Raw genomic sequence first — 16,527 nt, 5'->3', positions numbered from 1 at the left:
CGCCGCAAGTGCGTCCTGCATGAAATTCCTGTTCGATCTGTTCCCGGTCATCCTCTTTTTTGCTGCCTTCAAGGTGGCCGGCATTTATGTGGCGACCACCGTCGCGATGGTCGCCACCGTCCTGCAGATCGCGTGGGTGTGGTTCAGGCACCGCAAGGTCGACGCCATGCAGTGGCTGTCGCTGCTCATCATTGGCGTGTTTGGCGGTGCAACGCTCGTCTTCCACAACGACACCTTCATCAAATGGAAGCCGACGGTGCTGTACTGGCTGTTTGGCGTCGTTCTGCTGGGCAGCGCGGTGTTCGTCCGCAAGAACCTCATCCGCGCCATGATGGAGCAGCAGGTCTCGCTGCCCGAGGCGATGTGGGGCCGGCTGAACCTGGTCTGGGCGCTGTTCTTCCTCGCCATGGGTTGCCTGAACCTGTACGTGGCCTACAACTTCGACACCGACGTCTGGGTCAATTTCAAGCTGTTCGGTTCGATGGGCCTGATGGTGGTCTTCATCCTCGTACAGAGCGTCTGGCTGGCGCGCCACATGCAGGAACGCCCGGCCGGCGCGGCCAACGATTCCAACATCCGGGACGACCGCTGATGGCTGCCGATCCACGCGAAATCGAACGCCTCCTGCGCGAGGCCTTCCAGCCCATCCACCTCGTCGTTGAAGACGACAGCGCCAGGCACGCAGGCCATGCCGGCGCGGCTTCCGGCGGCGGGCACTACAACGTCGATATCGTCAGCCAGGCCTTTGCCGGCAAGAGCCGCGTTGCCCGCCATCGCATGGTGTATGATGCGCTGCGCACGCTGTGGCCGGCCGCCATCCATGCCTTGGCGATCCGTGCGGTCACACCCGAAGAAAACGTCTGAGTCCTTCCCTCGAACGCAATCCCATGAAGATTTCCAGCCTCACCGCCAGCCTGCTGGCTGTTGCCCTTGCCGCGACCGTTGTTCCCGCCATGGCCCAGAACGCCGCCGTGGTCAACGGCAAAGCCATCCCGAGCGCCAAGGTGGACGCGCTGATCAAGAAGTCGGGCCAGCCCGAATCGCCGGAGCTGCGCAACCGCGCCCGCGAGATGCTGATTGACCGCGAACTGCTCGAGCAGGATGCGCTCAAGCGGGGCCTGCTGCAGCGCGAGGACGTGCAGGAACAACTGACGCAGGCGCGACTGAACGTGCTGGTGGCAGCCGAGTTCGAAGACTACGTCAAGAACAGCCCCGCCACCGAGGAAGAACTGCGCAAGCAATACGACAAGATCAAGTCGCAATTCGGCAACGGCAAGGAATACCACGCGCACCACATCCTCGTGGACAAGGAAGCCGACGCGAAGGCCATCATCGCCAAGCTGAAGGCCGGCGCCAAGTTTGAAGACATCGCCAAGGCCCAATCGAAGGACAAGGGATCGGGCGCCAACGGCGGCGACCTGGACTGGGCGAACCCGGGCACCTACGTGCCGGAGTTCTCGGCGGCCCTGACGGCGCTGAAGAAGGGTGAGATCACCCAGACGCCGGTCAAGACGCAGTTCGGCTGGCACGTGATCCGTCTGGACGACACGCGCGACGCCAAGATCCCGTCGTTCGAGGAGATCAAGCCGCAACTGCTCGAGATGATGATGGGCGACCAGAACTGGCAACGCACCAAGTTCCAGGCCATGCTCAAGGACCTGCGCGACAAGGCAAAGATCCAGTAAGCAGCGGCCCGTTGGGGCAATCAGAAAAGGGGGCCGCGTGCCCCTTTTTGATTTGATGCGGCGCTGCCTGCGCTGCACGCCGTCCTCCCCCGCCGACACCCCCCATGTTCTTTTGAAGTGTTTGCTGAAAAGCATGGCGATTTGCCGGATAATGTGCGCCCACATGCGCCGGCATTGCACTGCTTCGGTGCATTCAAGAGTCAATAGTCTTTGAAAGACCAACCGCGCCAGCACGGGCCTATCCCGCCCTGCACCAGAGCGAAACCACCCAAAAGGAAACAGGAGATCCTTATGTCCAGCCTCAAGCACGCCTTCCGCCTTGCCGCGCTTGCCGTCATCCCGATGGCGCTTCTGCAAGCCGCACCGGCACTGGCCCAGGCCACCAAGACGGTCGAAGTGCTCGCCATCGTTGAGCACCCGGCGCTCGACGCCATCCGCGACGGCGCCAAGGAGCAGCTCAAGGCCGAAGGCTTCGACGCCGGCAAGAACCTGAAGTGGGAATACCAGAGCGCGCAAGGCAGCACCGCCACCGCCGCGCAGATCGCCCGCAAGTTCATCGGCGACAAGCCGGACGCCATCATCGCCATCGCCACGCCGTCGGCGCAGGCTGTCGTGGCTGCCACGAAGACCATCCCGGTGGTCTATTCGGGCGTGACGGACCCGGTGGCCGCACAACTGGTGAAGAGCTGGGAGCCGTCGGGCACCAACGTGACGGGCGTGTCCGACAAGCTGCCGCTGGACAAGCAGATTGCCCTGATCAAGCGCGTGGTGCCGAATGCCAAGCGCGTGGGCATGGTCTACAACCCGGGCGAGGCCAACTCGGTCGTGGTGGTCACCGAGCTGAAGAAGCTGCTGTTGGCGCAAGGCATGACGCTGGTGGAATCGGCTGCGCCGCGCACCGTGGACATCGCCCCCGCGGCCAAGAACCTGATCGGCAAGGTCGACGTGATCTACACGAACACCGACAACAACGTGGTGTCGGCGTATGAGTCGCTGGTGAAGGTGGCCAACGAAGCGAAGATCCCGCTGGTGGCCGGCGATACCGACAGCGTCAAGCGCGGCGCCATCGCAGCGCTGGGCATCAACTACTACAAGCTCGGGCAGCAGACCGGCAAGGTTGTCGCGCGCATCCTGAAGGGCGAAAAGCCGGGCGCGATCGCCTCGGCCGGCAGCTCCGACCTGGAACTGTTCGTGAACGAAAAGGCGGCGAAGCAGCAAGGCGCGACGCTGACGGCCGACCTGCTGAAGGACGCCAAGGAAGTCATCAAGTAACGCGCAGGCGCCGGGGTCGGCTTCCGCCCGAGGGAGCCGTCCCGGCGCGGGTCTGGCAGCCCGAGCCCGAACGCGGCTATCCGCCGCATCAAGCTCGGGCGCCTGCGCTTTACCCTCAAGCGTCCCCGTTCATTGCCTACAGGCCGGTACCCAACCACCGCGCCCACCTCTGCCATGTCACTGTTTTCATTGCTCGGCGCCCTGGAGATCGGTCTGATCTTCAGCCTCGTGGCGCTCGGGGTGCTGATCTCCTTCCGCATCCTCAATTTCCCCGACCTCACCGTTGACGGCAGCTTCCCGATGGGCGGCGCGGTGGCGGCCACCCTCATCGCCGGCGGACACGATCCGTTCATGGCGACGCTGGGCGGCACGCTGGCCGGCGCCGTGGCGGGGTTCATCACGGGCTGGCTCAACGTGCGCCTGAAGATCATGGATCTGCTCGCCAGCATCCTGATGATGATCGCGCTGTACTCGGTCAACCTGCGCATCATGGGCAAGCCAAACGTGCCGCTCATCTCCGAGCCGACCGTGTTCTCGCTGCTGCAGCCCGAATGGATGCCCGACTATGTGTTCCGCCCGGTGCTGCTGGGCGTGGTCGTGGTGATCGTCAAGCTGCTGGTGGACTGGTTCTTCTCCACGCAGATCGGCCTGTCGCTGCGCGCGACCGGCGCCAACCCGCGCATGGCGCGCGCGCAGGGTGTCGCCACCGGGGCGGCCACGCTGGCGGGCATGGCCATTTCCAACGCCCTCGTGGCGCTTGCAGGCGCGCTGTATGCGCAGACGCAGGGCGGCGCCGATGTCTCCATGGGGATCGGCACGATCGTGATCGGCCTGGCCGCCGTCATCATCGGCGAGACCGTGCTCCCGGCACGCCGCCTGGTGCTGACCACGCTGGCCGTGGTGGTGGGTGCGATCCTGTATCGCTTCTTCATCGCGCTGGCGCTCAACAGTGATTTCATCGGCCTGCAGGCGCAGGACCTGAACATGGTGACCGCCGCGCTGGTGGTGATCGCGCTCGTGCTTCCCGGTGTGCGCCGCAAGGTGTTCGGCAAGCTGGCCAAGAACGGTACCAAGGGGAACTGACATGCTGAGCGCACAAGGACTCACCCTCACCTTCAACCCCGGCACGCCCATCGAGACGCGCGCGCTGCGCGGTCTGTCGCTGGACATTCCGGCGGGCCAGTTCGTCGCCGTGATCGGCTCCAACGGGGCCGGCAAGTCGACGTTCCTGAACTCCATCAGCGGCGACCAGATGGTCGACTCGGGCCGCATCACGATCGACGGTGAAGACGTCACGCGCAAGACCGCATGGCAGCGCGCCGACAAGGTCGCCCGCGTGTTCCAGGACCCGATGGCCGGCACCTGCGAAAACCTGACGATCGAAGAGAACATGTCGCTGGCCATGTGCCGCGGCCAGCGTCGCGGCTTCAGGTTTGCGACCAATCGCAAGTGGCGCGAGATCTTCCGCGAGCAGCTGCGCCGGCTCGACCTCGGCCTCGAGAACCGCCTGACCGACCGCATCGGTCTGCTCTCGGGCGGTCAGCGCCAGGCGGTGAGCCTGCTGATGGCCTCGCTGCAGCCGTCGCGCATCCTGCTGCTGGATGAGCACACTGCCGCGCTCGACCCGAAAACGGCCGCCTTCGTGCTGGAGCTGACCGCCAAGATCGTCTCGGAGAGCAAGCTGACGACGATGATGGTGACGCACTCCATGCGCCAGGCGCTCGACTACGGCGACCGCACGGTGATGCTGCACCAGGGCAACGTGATCCTCGACGTGCAAGGCGAGGAACGCCGTGGCCTGGACGTGCCGCACCTGCTGCAGAAGTTCGAGGAAACGCGCGGCGCCAAGGTGGACGACGACGCCCTGCTCCTCGGCTAAGCCGCACGCAGCGTTTCAACGCACCATGAAAAACGGGCACCTTCGGGTGCCCGTTTTCCTTGGATGCGCCTGCCGTCGATCAGAAGCGGTGCTGCAGGCCCATCGTCACGCCGACCTGGTTGTTGCCATAACCCACCACGTCGCGCGACAGGCTCACGTTCTGGCCGTTCTTGGCCTTGGCATAACCGGCAGACAGATACGCCGTCGTGCGCTTGGACAGCGCGTACTGGCCGCGCACGGAGAACAGGATCGGATCGGCATCCGTGCCGTCCTTGATGTTCTGCTTGTACACCGCGCCGTACAGCGTGAAGGCCGGCGTCACGTCGTAGCTGGCACCCGCCCAATACATGTCGCTGCGCAGGCTGGCGGTGGCCGTGGTGAACGCGCGCTTGTAATTGCGGTAGCCCGCGAACAGCTTCAGTGCGCCGAAGTCGTAGCTGGCGCCGGCGTGAATGCCCTGGATGTAATCAGTCGTGTCTGCCGGCGTGGTGCTGGTGCCTGCGCCGTTCTGGCGATCCCACGTGACGGCTGCCGAGAAGCCGCCCACGCTGTAGCCAACGCCCAGGTCGTACTTGGAGCTGCTCTTGAAGTTGCCCGCTGCCTCGCCAAAGCCCACGGTGGCACCGAGCTTCAGGCCGGCAAACGTGCCGTCATAACGCACGGCGTTGGAAGCGCGCGAGAACAGGCCGTCCTTGCGGTCACCCGTTGCCGTGGACGATGTGGCCCACGAATAGTTCGGCGCATAGCCCATCGGGTCGTACGGCAGCATGAAGTCGTACGTCGTGGTGAAGGTGCGACCGGCGACCACCTGGCCGAAGCCGCCCGCCAGCCCCACCACCGCGCGGCGGTCGAACAGCGTGTTGTCGGTGTCGAGCTTGCCGGTGTCGATGGCGATGCCGCTTTCCAGGTTGAACACGGCCTTCAGGCCGCCGCCCAGGTCTTCGGTGCCGCGCATGCCCCAGCGCGATGTGTTCTTGCCGCCCGAGACGAGGCGCGTGGCGCTGCCGCCGTTCGGACCGGCGTGGTTCACATACTCGATGCCCGAATCCATGATCCCGTACAGGGTCACGTTGGAGGATTGTGCGGCGGCCGTGCCAGCCGTCGTCGCGGTGGCGAGCGCCACCACGGCCAGCGCCATCGAAGTCTTGTTCATCGGGTCTCCCTTATTCGTTGTCCTTGCGCAAAGGCCCAGTCACAGGGCCGTTGGGCGGGACGGATCGTATGAGGGATGCACTTTCAGTTCACTTTCGATTGACGGGAAATTGCGGGGCTGTGTCGCGGCGTTCTCGGGGGTTTCCCTAGCTTCAAAACATGCGGCGATGTCTGTATTCCTCTGCGGCTGATTGAGAGACGTCCCGATATGCGCATCCTGTTGGTGGAAGACAACCTGAAGCTGGCCAGCACGCTGGAAGAAGCCCTCGGCCAGGCCGGCTTCACGGTCGATTGCGTGCATGACGGCCACGCGGCGGACTTGCTGCTCTCCACGCAGGACTACGCGCTGGCCATTCTCGACATTGGTCTGCCCCGCCTGGACGGACTGGAAGTGCTGCGCCGCCTGCGCGCCCGCAAGAACCCGCTGCCGGTGATGATCCTGACCGCACATGGCGCCGTGGAAGAGCGCGTGCGCGGCCTCAACCTCGGGGCTGACGATTACCTTGCGAAACCGTTCGACCTGACCGAAGTCGAAGCCCGCGCCCGGGCGCTCATCCGACGCAGCCACGGCCACGAAAGCACGCAGCTGCAATGCGGCCCGCTGCACTACGACGGCATCAGCGGCGCCTTCACGCTCCATGGCGAACTGCTCGCCCTCACCGGCCGCGAGCGCGCCGTGCTGGAAGTCCTGATGCTGCGCGACGGTCGCGCCGTCAACAAGGCCGCCATCTCGGAAAAGATCTTCAGCATCAACGAATCCGTCAACGCCGACGCCATCGAGATCTATGTGCACCGCCTGCGCAAGAAGCTCGATGGCAGCGGCGTCGCCATCGTCATGCTGCGCGGCCTAGGGTATCTGCTGGAAGCCACGGAAGGCGCCGCCCCATGAACCCGTCGAGCCTGCGCCGGCAGCTTTCGTTCTGGCTGCTGCTGCCGCTGCTGGGGTTGCTCGCGCTCGATGCGTGGCTGACTTACACGCGCGCCATGACAGCCGCCAACGCCGCGTTCGACCGCACGCTCGAGGCCTCGCTCAAGGCCATGCGCGAAGGCGTGCGACTGCGCAACAAGCAATTCGCCATCGACCTGCCCTACCTCGCGCTGGACATTCTCGAATCGGAAACCGGCAGCAGCATCTTCTACCGGATCGTCGATGCCGGCGGCAGCACGCTCACCGGCTACGACGATCTGCCCATGCCCGGCGGGCAGCGCGCCACGCCCTATCGCACGCTGTTCTACGACACGCAGTTTCGCGGCATGCAGGTGCGCATGGCCGTGCAACCGCTGCCGGTGCGCGATGCGCAGTCGGGCCAAACGCAGGTCATCTGGCTGCTGGTGGGTGAAACGCTGGAGCCGCGCGAGGCGCTGGCGCACGAGATCCTGGCGGGTTCATTGCAGCAGGAAGTGCTGCTGGTGGTGCTGGCCGTGGGCATCGTCTGGCTGGGCGTGCGGCGCGGCCTGCGGCCGCTGCGCCAGTTGAGCGAAACCGTGGCCAGCCGCGGCACCGATGAGCTTGCACCGCTACCGCAGCAAGGCCTGCCAGCAGAGGTCGCGCCGCTCGTCGAAGCCATCAATCAGTACGTGGCGCGCCTGCTGCGCATGGTGCAGGCCCGCAAGCGCTTCTTTGCCGACGCCGCACATCAACTGAAGACGCCGCTGGCCGTGATCCAGGCGCAGTCGGAACTGGCCCTGCGCGAGCCCGACGGCGAGCGCATCCGCCGCCATCTGCAACCGCTGCACGGCACGGTCCGCGAAGCAGCCAAGGGCGTCCAGCAGCTGCTGTCGCTCTCGCGCCTGGAGCCCGACAGCGGCTACACACCGCAGTTGCAACCGCTGCGCTTCGATGCGCTGGCCGGCGACGTTGCACTCGAACTCGCGCCCGTGGCCCGCAAGGCTGGTATCGATCTCGGCTTCGAAGGCGAGCCCGTGATCGTGGCTGGCGACCCGCAATGGCTGCAGGAGCTGGTCGGCAACCTGCTTGACAACGCCCTGCGCTACGCCGGCCATGGCTCACGCGTGACTGTGCGCGTCAGCCGGCGCGCCATGGCGACGTTTGGCGAGCAGGGGGTGCTCCAGGTCGAAGACGACGGCCCCGGCATTGCCGTGCTCGAACGTGACGCGGTGTTCGGCCGCTTTTACCGCGGAGCCGCGGCAGCGGGCCACGAAGGCAGCGGCCTGGGCCTCGCCATCGTGCGCGAGATCGCCCGCATGCATGGCGGCACGGTCGCGCTGTCCGACACGCCTGGCGGCGGGCTGACCGTCACCGTCTGCCTGGCGCTCGCCCCTGCGGACGAAGCGGCGTCCTGATCCGACACGCCAGCGGTTGCTGCAAGACAACATCGGCAACTGCACCGTGCCCCGTCCGCCGATCACCCGTGCACCGTTTGCGTGACGACGCGGCGCACCATTTCCAGGCAGACGGCGCGCGGGCCTGTTCCGGCCAAATTGGTTCCATCCGGACGCTGTTACGCCCGCCGGTTCGCCACAGATTGCCAGCGACCAGGAGCCGGCGCGCGTGCCCCAGGCTGATCGGCTGCGATGCCTGCTAGAGCAAGGCATCGGGGGTTTTCCCTATTGTGGTGCCCACGCGTACCGCGCTCACTGGGGCGGTGCTCAGCTCGCATAAATTGGCTCCATCAAATAGCCAGAATTGGGTCCACTTGATAAAACCATGAGCCGCTATAGTCCATTCACAAATCGTCACAACACGACCGGTTGACGGAGGAGCAGCAATGAAGACCGACGACGTGATCGTCAGCTTTCGCGGTGTACGCAAGACGTATGACGGCGAGACCCTCGTGGTCAAGCACCTGGACCTGGACATCTACCAGGGCGAGTTCCTCACCCTGCTCGGTCCGTCCGGCTCGGGCAAGACCACGTGCCTGATGATGCTGGCCGGGTTCGAATTCCCGACCAGCGGCGAGATCCGCCTCGAAGGCGCGCTGCTGAACAACGTGCCGCCGCACAAGCGCAACATCGGCATGGTGTTCCAGAACTACGCGCTGTTTCCGCACATGACAGTGGCGCAGAACGTGGAATACCCGCTGACCGTGCGCAAGCTGCCCGCCGCCGAACGTGCCGAGCGCGTGCACAAGGCCCTGCAGATGGTCCGCATGGAAGGCTTTGCCAAGCGCTACCCCGCGCAGCTCTCGGGCGGCCAGCAGCAGCGCATTGCACTGGCCCGCGCGCTGGTGTTCGAGCCCAAGCTCGTGCTGATGGACGAACCGCTGGGCGCGCTCGACAAGCAACTGCGTGAACACATGCAGTACGAGTTGAAATCGCTGCACGAAAAGCTGGGCGTGACCTTCGTCTACGTGACGCACGACCAGGGCGAGGCGCTCACCATGTCCGACCGCGTCGCCGTGTTCGACAAGGGCATCGTGCAGCAGCTCGACACGGTGGACAGCCTCTACGAGCGCCCCTGCAACGAGTTCGTCGCCAACTTCATCGGCGACAGCAACACGCTGCGCGGCACCGTCATCCGCGTTGACGGCGAGTACTGCGAACTGCAACTCAACGACGGCGCCCGCGTGGTCGGCCGCAACGTGGCCGGCGCCAACGTCGGGGCCACGGCCACGGGCTGCATCCGCCCCGAGCGCATGCGGCTGGCCGAGGGCACCTCCGCCGCCGGCAACGCGATCACCGGGCAGACGCGCGGCCTCGTCTACTTTGGCGACCACGTGCGCATGCGCTGCGCCCTGCCAGACCAACCCGAATGCTTCGTCAAGGTGCCGCTGGGCACGCGCGCGCTCGAAGGCTTTACGCCCGGCGCGCCGATCCAGCTCGAGTTCGCGCCTGAACACCTGCGCGTTTTTGTCTGAGCCGTAACACGACCACAAAGCCGTATCCACACGCTAAAGCCAAAAGAGGAGCCAACATGAAACACATCACGAAGACGCGTCTGAGCGTACTTGCCGGCGCGTTCGCCATTGCATTCGGTGCGCAGTCGGGCGCCCATGCGGCGGAACTCACCGTCGTCAACTTTGGCGGTGCCAACGGCGATGCGCAGAAGGCCGCCTTCAACAAGCCGTTCGAGGCGCAGACCGGCAACAAGGTCACCGTGGTCGAGTACAACGGCGAGCAGGCCAAGATCAAGGCCATGGTCGAAGCCAAGCACGTCAACTGGGACGTAGTGGAAGTCGAATCCGGCGACATCGGCCGCGGCTGTGACGAAGGCCTGTTCGAGAAGCTCGACTGGAGCAAGATCGCCAAGAAGACCGACCTGATCCCGGAAGCACCGCAAACCTGCGGCGTGGGCTTCTTCGTGTGGTCCACCGCGCTGGCCTACAACGCCGACAAGCTCAAGACCGCCCCCAAGGGCTGGGCCGATTTCTGGGACGTGAAGACCTTCCCGGGCAAGCGTGGCATGCGCAAGGGCGCGCGCTACAACCTGGAATTCGCGCTGATGGCCGACGGCGTGCCGGTCAAGGATGTCTACAAGGTGCTGGCCACCAAGGATGGCCAGCACCGCGCGTTCAAGAAGCTCGATCAGCTCAAGCCGTACATCCAGTGGTGGGAAGCCGGCGCACAGCCGCCGCAGTTCCTGGTGGCGGGTGACGTGGTGATGTCCACCGCCTTCAACGGCCGCATCGATGCCGCGCAACGCGAAGGCAAGAACCTCAAGGTGGTGTGGAACGGCAGCATCTACGACCTCGACTACTGGGCCATCCCGAAGGGCTCGCCCAACAAGGCGCTGGCCGAGCAGTACATCGCCTACACGCTGTCGCAGAAGCCGCAGCAGGAATACGCCAAGCACATCGCGTACGGCCCGGCCAACGTGGCCGCCATCAAGGCGCTCGATGCCAAGACGCAGGCCAACATGCCGAACTCGCCCGAGAACAGCAAGAACGCGGTGCTGCAGAACCTGCAGTTCTGGACCGACCACGGCGACGAGCTGGAGCAGCGCTTCGCTTCTTGGGCGTCGAAGTAACCGCATCGCGGTGTAACGCAGTGACCGCGCGGATGCCCTGCAGGTTTGGCGAGGCATCCGCCGGACGAATTCCCGTAGCGATGGCGAGGCAGCATTGAAGACCATGACGATCGCGGCTGAATCGGTTCCGGAATCGACGGCCAAACTCAAACGCGAATTGAAGAGCGCTGAGGCGCGCAGGCGTGCCATGGCGCTGGCGCTGGTGGCGCCGCTCGCGATCTTCCTGCTGCTGATCTTTGTCGTGCCGATCGGCGCCCTGCTCACACGCGCCGTGCAGAACCCCGAGGTGGCCGACGCGCTGCCCAAAACCGTCGTCGCCCTGAAGGGCTGGGACCGCAAGAGCCCGCCGACCGACGCCGCCTACGCCGCGCTCGCCGCCGACCTCACGACCGTGAGCGAAGGCGAAGCGATGGGCGCACTGGCCCGCCGCCTCAACACAGAAATTTCAGGCTTCCGCTCGCTGGTGGCCAAGACCGCGCGCGCCATGCCGCTGGCCGATGACCAGGGCAAGGCATCGACGCTCACGCCCAGCCAGACCCGCGCCAAGCTGCTTGAAGTCGACGAGCGCTGGGGCGATGTCGCGTATTGGCAGGCCATTGCCAAGAACAGCAGCCGCACGTCGCCGTTCTACCTGCTGGCCGCGCTGGACCACCGGCAAGACGCCTTCGGCCACATCGAAGCCACCGACCCCGACGAGCAGATCTACGTGACGGTGTTCGTGCGCACCTTCGTCATCAGCGCGATGGTGACGCTGTTCGCACTGCTGCTGGGCTATCCGCTGTCGTACTGGATCGCCTCGCTGCCGGAGCGCCGCGCCAACCTCGTCATGGTGATGGTGCTGATCCCGTTCTGGACGTCCATCCTCGTGCGCGTGGCGGCGTGGATCGTGCTGCTGCAGACCGAAGGCCTGATCAACCACGGCCTGATCGACCTCGGCATCATCAAGGAGCCGCTGGCGCTGCTGTTCAACCGCGTGGGCGTGTACATCTCGATGACGCACATCCTGCTGCCGTTCATGATCCTGCCGCTCTACAGCGTGATGAAGTCGATCCCGCCGACGTACCAGCGCGCGGCCGTGTCGCTGGGCAGCCATCCGTTTGCCGCCTTCTGGCGCGTGTATGTGCCGCAGACGTATCCGGGCATCGGCGCCGGTGCGCTGCTGGTGTTCATCCTGGCGCTCGGCTACTACATCACCCCCGCGCTGCTGGGCGGGCCAAACGACCAGATGGTCAGCTACTACGTGGCGTACTTCACCAACGTCACGATCAACTGGGGCATGGCATGCGCGCTGGGTGCGCTGCTGTTGCTGGCCACGCTGGTGCTGTACGCCGTGTATGGACGCTTCACGCGGCCCAAGGTCCGCGTTGGTTGAACGGAGCCCATCGAACATGAAACTCGCCAAACCGATGTTCGCCCCGCACACCTCCCTCATCGAGCGCCTGTGGTACTTCGCACTGCGCGGCCTGGCCGTGCTGACCCTGCTGTACCTCGTGCTGCCGGTGCTGGTGATCGTGCCGCTGTCGTTCTCGTCGAGCACGTTCCTGTCGTATCCGATTCCAAGCTATTCGCTGCGCTGGTATCAGAACCTCGTCACGTCGGATGAATGGCGCATGGCGGCCAAGAACAGCTTCATCGTCGCGCCCGCCGCCACGATCGTCGCAACGGTGCTCGGCACCCTGGCCGCCATCGGGCTGAACAAGGCGGACTTCCGCGGCAAGGGCCTGCTGATGGCGGTGCTGGTGTCGCCGATGATCGTGCCAGTGGTCGTCGTAGGCGTCGGCATGTACCTGTTCTTTGCCCCGCTGGGCCTGGCCAACACGTATATCGGGCTGATCCTCGCGCATGCGGCGCTGGGCGTGCCGTTTGTGGTGACGACAGTACTGGCGACGCTGCAGGGCTTCAATCACAACCTCGTGCGGGCGAGCCTGTCGCTGGGTGCCAACCCGGTCATGACGTTCTTCCGCATTACGCTGCCCGTCATCGCACCGGGCGTGATTTCCGGCGCGCTGTTTGCGTTTGCCACGTCGTTTGACGAAGTGGTGGTGACGCTCTTCCTGGCGGGGGCCGATCAGGTGACGCTGCCGCGCCAGATGTTTACCGGGATTCGCGAAAACATCTCGCCGACGATTGCGGCGCTGGCGACGATTCTGATTGTGTTTTCGACGTGTCTGCTGTTGACGTTTGAATGGCTGCGGGGGCGGGCTGCGGCTAAGGCGGTGGCGTAAGGGTTGTTGGGTTTGGGTTGTTTCTTGTGGTGCATCCCTTGTTTCAGCCCCGGCAGGGGGAGAAACAAGCGCAGCGCCGCCGCGCCAACCCATCAAGCCACCAGTTCCAAATTCCGAACGCAACACGCAGATCTATTTCCTCGGCGCCCCGAGCTCAGAGCTCGACAGCGGGACGGCAGACCGCCAAGTGTCGCGGTCTGCCGCTGCTTACAGGAACATCCCGCCCGACGCCTCAATCCGCTGCGCATTGATCCACCGGTTATCCGGCGACAGCAACGAGGCCACCACGCCGCCAATATCGTCCGGCAGGCCAGCGCGCCCCAGTGCCGTATTGGACGCCACCATCGCATTGAGGCTCGCGTTGTCGCGCACCGCACCGCCGCCAAAGTCCGTCTCGATGGCGCCCGGCGCCACCACGTTCACGGCAATGCCGCGCGGGCCGAGTTCCTTCGCTAGATAGCGCGTCAGCACCTCCACCGCGCCCTTCATTGCCGCATACGCGCCGTAGCCCGGCAGCGCAAAGCGCGCCAGCCCCGACGAGATATTCACGATGCGCCCGCCGTCCGCCATGAGTGGCAGCAGGATCTGCGTGAGGAAGAACACGCCCTTGAAATGCACGTTCATCAGTTCGTCGAACTGCGCTTCGGTGGTTTCGGCCACCGTGGCATGCACGCCAACGCCGGCGTTGTTGACGAGGTAATCGAAGCGCTCGGCCTTCCACTGCGCCAGCACGCCGCGCACGGCCTCGGCAAAAGCCGGGAACGTGGCGATCTTGCCGACGTCCAGCTGCAAGGCGGCGGCGCGGCGGCCCTGGGCAGTCAGTTCAGCGACGAGGGCATCGGCTTCCGCTCGGTTGGTGCGGTAGGTGAAGATCACGTCGGTGCCGCGCTGGGCCAGCTTCTGCACCATGTTCTTGCCAAGGCCGCGGCTACCGCCGGTGACGATCGCAATGGGGGTGTGGGTCTGTGTCATGTTTGCTCTCCGGTTGGGTTTGGGATGGCTGTCGAACACCGTGAGAGCATGGTATTGGGCGACAAACAAAGAATAAATCTCGCTTATCCTATCGCTGTGTTTGCTCACAGATAACAATTAGCCCGCCCGCCATGTCCACCAACCAACTCGAAGCCATGCAGGTTTTTGTGCGCGTGGCTGAACTTGCCAGCTTCACGCGCGCGGCAGAAGCCTTGAGCATTCCCAAGCCGGCCGCCTCGGTGGCGGTGCAGCAGCTGGAGACGATGCTCGGCACGCGCCTGCTGCACCGGACCACCCGCAAGGTGCAGCTCACGCAGGACGGCCAGACGTTCTACGAGCGCTGCCAGGATCTGCTGGCCGACATGGACGAACTGCAGACCATGTTCCGCCAGAGCCCGCAGGCGCTGCGCGGCCGGCTGCGCGTCGACATGCCGGTGGGCGTGGCGCGCCGCATCGTCATCCCGGCCCTGCCCGCGTTTCTGGAGATGCATCCCGACCTCGAGATCGAGCTGTCCAGCACCGACCGCCGCGTAGACCCCGTGCGCGAAGGCTTCGACTGCGTCCTGCGCATCGGCAACCTGGCCGACAGCAGCCTGATCGCCCGCCCGCTCGGCCAGCTGCATCAGGTGAACTGCGCGAGCCCCAGTTACATCGCGCGCTATGGCATGCCGAAAACGCTCGACGACCTCGACCACCATCGCATCGTCCATTACGTGCAGACGCTGGGGACGAAGTCGCCGGGGTGGGAATACACGGTGGACGGCCGCTCGGCGTTCCGGCCGATGAAAGGCGCGGTGACCGTCAGCTCGGCCGAGAGCTACGATGCAGCGTGCCGCGCGGGGCTCGGAATGATCCAGGCACCGGTGTACGCGGGGCTGTCGTCGGCGATTGCGGACGGTACGCTCCTTGACGTCATGCCCGACTTCCGGCCGCCGCCGATGCCGGTTTCGCTGGTGTATCCCAACCGGCGAAACCTGCCGGTTCGGGTGCAGGTCTTCATGAACTGGATGAGCGAGTTGCTGGAGCCGTATCTGGAACCGCTGGGCACGAATGCGTAGGCGCTCCGCCTTGCGGCCGGTGTAGTCTCACGGCTTGCCGCCGCCCGCAATCTCACCCCCGACCCAGCCAATGAACGCTCTCCAACACTGCGCGATGTGCGCGCTGCTCGCCTGCAGCGTCGCCGTCGCTTCGCCCGATGAAGATCGACTCGGCAAGGCGCAAGGCTATCCGCTCGCGCCAAGCGCCGCACGCATCCACGAGGCCCAGTACATCGTGGGGGCCTTCAGCGGCATGGACCGCATCTCGCCGTCTTGCGAACTGGCGCCGGCCGACCAACCGGTGCAGCTCAAGATCGCAGACAAGGAGGCGGATGTCCGGTATCGCTTCCGCAACCATGACTACACGCTGGCCGACTACATGGAGCATCAGCGCGCGACCGCTGTGCTGATCGTTCAGGACGGCGTCATCCTGGCCGAGCATTACGGCTACGACCGCACGCGCGACATGCGCATGCTGTCCAACTCGATGGCCAAGACGCTGGTTGCACTGGCCATCGGCAAGGCGCTGGAGGATGGAAGCCTGCACTTGCTGGACGACCGTGTTGACCAGTACGTGCCGGACCTTGCAGGCACGCTGTACGGTGAAACGCGCATCGTCGATCTGCTGCGCATGGCCTCCGGCGCGAAGTACGTCGAGGACTACACCCCCACCGACGACCGTGCACGTTTTCTCAAGACGGCAGCAAAGCAAGGCGTGCTCGCGGCCGCGGCCCAGGTCAACGAGCGCGCCGATGCGCCGGGCACGCGTTTCAACTACGCGGGCGCGCAAACCGAAGTGTTGGCGCTCGTGCTGCAAGCGGCGACGCACCGCAGCCTGTGCGACTTCGTTGACGACAAGCTATGGAAGCCGATGGGGGCCGAAGGCAAGGCGACCTACCTCCTGCGCCAATCCGACGGATCGGCGTTTGCCCAGGGCGGCTTCAATGCAACGGCGCGGGACTACGCGCGCCTCGGCTCGATGCTGGCCAACGATGGCGTGGTGCAAGGCCGGCAAGTCGTGCCGCGCGACTTCCTGCTCGACATGACCGACGCAGCGCGCCAGCCCGATGCGTTTCGCCCGGGGCAGATGACGTATCTCGGCAGCCGCTATTACGGCTACGGCTATCAGGTCTGGCTTTTGCCGGGACAAGCACGGCGATTCGTGCTGCTCGGCATCCATGGGCAGGCGATCTACGTGGACCCGCAATCCGGGCTCACCATGGTCCATCTTGCGGTGGGCCAGGACGCGTCGGGCGATGCAAGCGGCGCGCACCTGGGCGCCGAGCGTGATGCGTTGTGGCGCGGCGTTGTCGAGAAGTTTGGCCGCTAGACGCTCCGCTGGTGCTGGTAAAAAAACGCGCCGAGATCACGTCGGCGC

16 protein-coding genes are annotated in these 16,527 nt (G+C 65.2%); 14 read left to right on the top strand and 2 right to left on the bottom strand.

Features of this window, described 5'->3' with window-relative positions:
• The first annotated feature begins 19 nt into the window (after nt 1-19).
• The 6 genes from KHN96_RS08735 (at nt 20) to KHN96_RS08710 (ending at nt 4,836) form a co-directional block, all read left to right on the top strand.
• Nucleotides 20-592 carry a septation protein A gene (locus tag KHN96_RS08735; protein ID WP_062738541.1) on the top strand — a complete coding sequence of 191 codons (573 nt, stop codon included), beginning with the start codon at nt 20-22 and terminating at the stop codon, nt 590-592.
• Nucleotides 592-864 carry a BolA family protein gene (locus KHN96_RS08730; protein WP_045786877.1) on the top strand — a complete coding sequence of 91 codons (273 nt, stop codon included), beginning with the start codon at nt 592-594 and terminating at the stop codon, nt 862-864. The genes KHN96_RS08735 and KHN96_RS08730 overlap by 1 nt, the downstream gene beginning before the upstream one ends.
• 23 nt (nt 865-887) lie before the next feature.
• The gene (locus tag KHN96_RS08725; protein WP_045786878.1) at nt 888-1,685 is read left to right on the top strand and encodes a peptidylprolyl isomerase; all 798 of its coding nucleotides are present in this window, start codon (nt 888-890) and stop codon (nt 1,683-1,685) included.
• A 291-nt stretch (nt 1,686-1,976) separates the two neighbouring features.
• Entirely contained in the window at nt 1,977-2,957 is a 981-nt protein-coding gene (locus KHN96_RS08720) for an ABC transporter substrate-binding protein (RefSeq protein ID WP_062738540.1), read from the top strand.
• A 174-nt stretch (nt 2,958-3,131) separates the two neighbouring features.
• Nucleotides 3,132-4,040 carry an ABC transporter permease gene (locus tag KHN96_RS08715; RefSeq protein ID WP_045786880.1) on the top strand — a complete coding sequence of 303 codons (909 nt, stop codon included), beginning with the start codon at nt 3,132-3,134 and terminating at the stop codon, nt 4,038-4,040.
• A 1-nt stretch (nt 4,041) separates the two neighbouring features.
• Nucleotides 4,042-4,836: an ABC transporter ATP-binding protein gene (locus KHN96_RS08710; RefSeq protein WP_045786881.1), complete on the top strand. Its 795-nt coding sequence runs from the start codon at nt 4,042-4,044 to the stop codon at nt 4,834-4,836.
• Nucleotides 4,837-4,915: 79 nt separating this feature from the next.
• On the opposite strand, the gene KHN96_RS08705 is transcribed toward KHN96_RS08710, so the two are convergent.
• Nucleotides 4,916-5,989: a porin gene (locus tag KHN96_RS08705; RefSeq protein WP_062738539.1), complete on the bottom strand. Its 1,074-nt coding sequence runs from the start codon at nt 5,987-5,989 to the stop codon at nt 4,916-4,918.
• Between the two features lie 207 nt (nt 5,990-6,196).
• Here KHN96_RS08705 and KHN96_RS08700 point away from each other — a divergent pair, with 207 nt between their 5' ends.
• From KHN96_RS08700 to KHN96_RS08675, 6 genes are all read left to right on the top strand, one after another.
• Nucleotides 6,197-6,877: a response regulator gene (locus tag KHN96_RS08700; RefSeq protein WP_045786883.1), complete on the top strand. Its 681-nt coding sequence runs from the start codon at nt 6,197-6,199 to the stop codon at nt 6,875-6,877.
• Nucleotides 6,874-8,292, top strand: a complete 1,419-nt coding sequence (locus KHN96_RS08695) for a sensor histidine kinase (protein WP_045786884.1) — start codon at nt 6,874-6,876, stop codon at nt 8,290-8,292. Before KHN96_RS08700 ends, KHN96_RS08695 begins: the two co-directional genes overlap by 4 nt.
• Before the next feature lie 425 nt (nt 8,293-8,717).
• Complete coding sequence (locus KHN96_RS08690; RefSeq protein ID WP_045786885.1) at nt 8,718-9,806, top strand: ABC transporter ATP-binding protein; 1,089 nt, start codon at nt 8,718-8,720, stop codon at nt 9,804-9,806.
• Between the two features lie 56 nt (nt 9,807-9,862).
• Nucleotides 9,863-10,915, top strand: a complete 1,053-nt coding sequence (locus KHN96_RS08685; protein WP_062738538.1) for an ABC transporter substrate-binding protein — start codon at nt 9,863-9,865, stop codon at nt 10,913-10,915.
• A gap of 103 nt (nt 10,916-11,018) precedes the next feature.
• Nucleotides 11,019-12,287, top strand: coding sequence for an ABC transporter permease (locus tag KHN96_RS08680; protein WP_062738557.1), 1,269 nt, complete (start codon nt 11,019-11,021; stop codon nt 12,285-12,287).
• A gap of 16 nt (nt 12,288-12,303) precedes the next feature.
• The gene (locus KHN96_RS08675) at nt 12,304-13,140 is read left to right on the top strand and encodes an ABC transporter permease (protein WP_027681397.1); all 837 of its coding nucleotides are present in this window, start codon (nt 12,304-12,306) and stop codon (nt 13,138-13,140) included.
• Between the two features lie 207 nt (nt 13,141-13,347).
• On the opposite strand, the gene KHN96_RS08670 is transcribed toward KHN96_RS08675, so the two are convergent.
• Nucleotides 13,348-14,112 (bottom strand): SDR family NAD(P)-dependent oxidoreductase, encoded by a 765-nt coding sequence (locus KHN96_RS08670; RefSeq protein ID WP_045786887.1) that lies wholly within the window; start codon nt 14,110-14,112, stop codon nt 13,348-13,350.
• Nucleotides 14,113-14,243: 131 nt separating this feature from the next.
• Between KHN96_RS08670 and KHN96_RS08665 the strand changes: the two genes are divergently transcribed.
• Both KHN96_RS08665 and KHN96_RS08660 read left to right on the top strand, forming a co-directional pair.
• Nucleotides 14,244-15,170 carry a LysR family transcriptional regulator gene (locus tag KHN96_RS08665; RefSeq protein ID WP_062738537.1) on the top strand — a complete coding sequence of 309 codons (927 nt, stop codon included), beginning with the start codon at nt 14,244-14,246 and terminating at the stop codon, nt 15,168-15,170.
• Nucleotides 15,171-15,240: 70 nt separating this feature from the next.
• Complete coding sequence (locus KHN96_RS08660; protein ID WP_238587564.1) at nt 15,241-16,479, top strand: serine hydrolase domain-containing protein; 1,239 nt, start codon at nt 15,241-15,243, stop codon at nt 16,477-16,479.
• The last annotated feature ends 48 nt before the right edge of the window (nt 16,480-16,527 follow it).

Origin of the sequence: Ralstonia mannitolilytica (genome assembly GCF_905397375.1) — a bacterium.
GTDB lineage: Bacteria > Pseudomonadota > Gammaproteobacteria > Burkholderiales > Burkholderiaceae > Ralstonia > Ralstonia mannitolilytica.
This window is presented reverse-complemented; position numbering and strand designations above follow the sequence as displayed.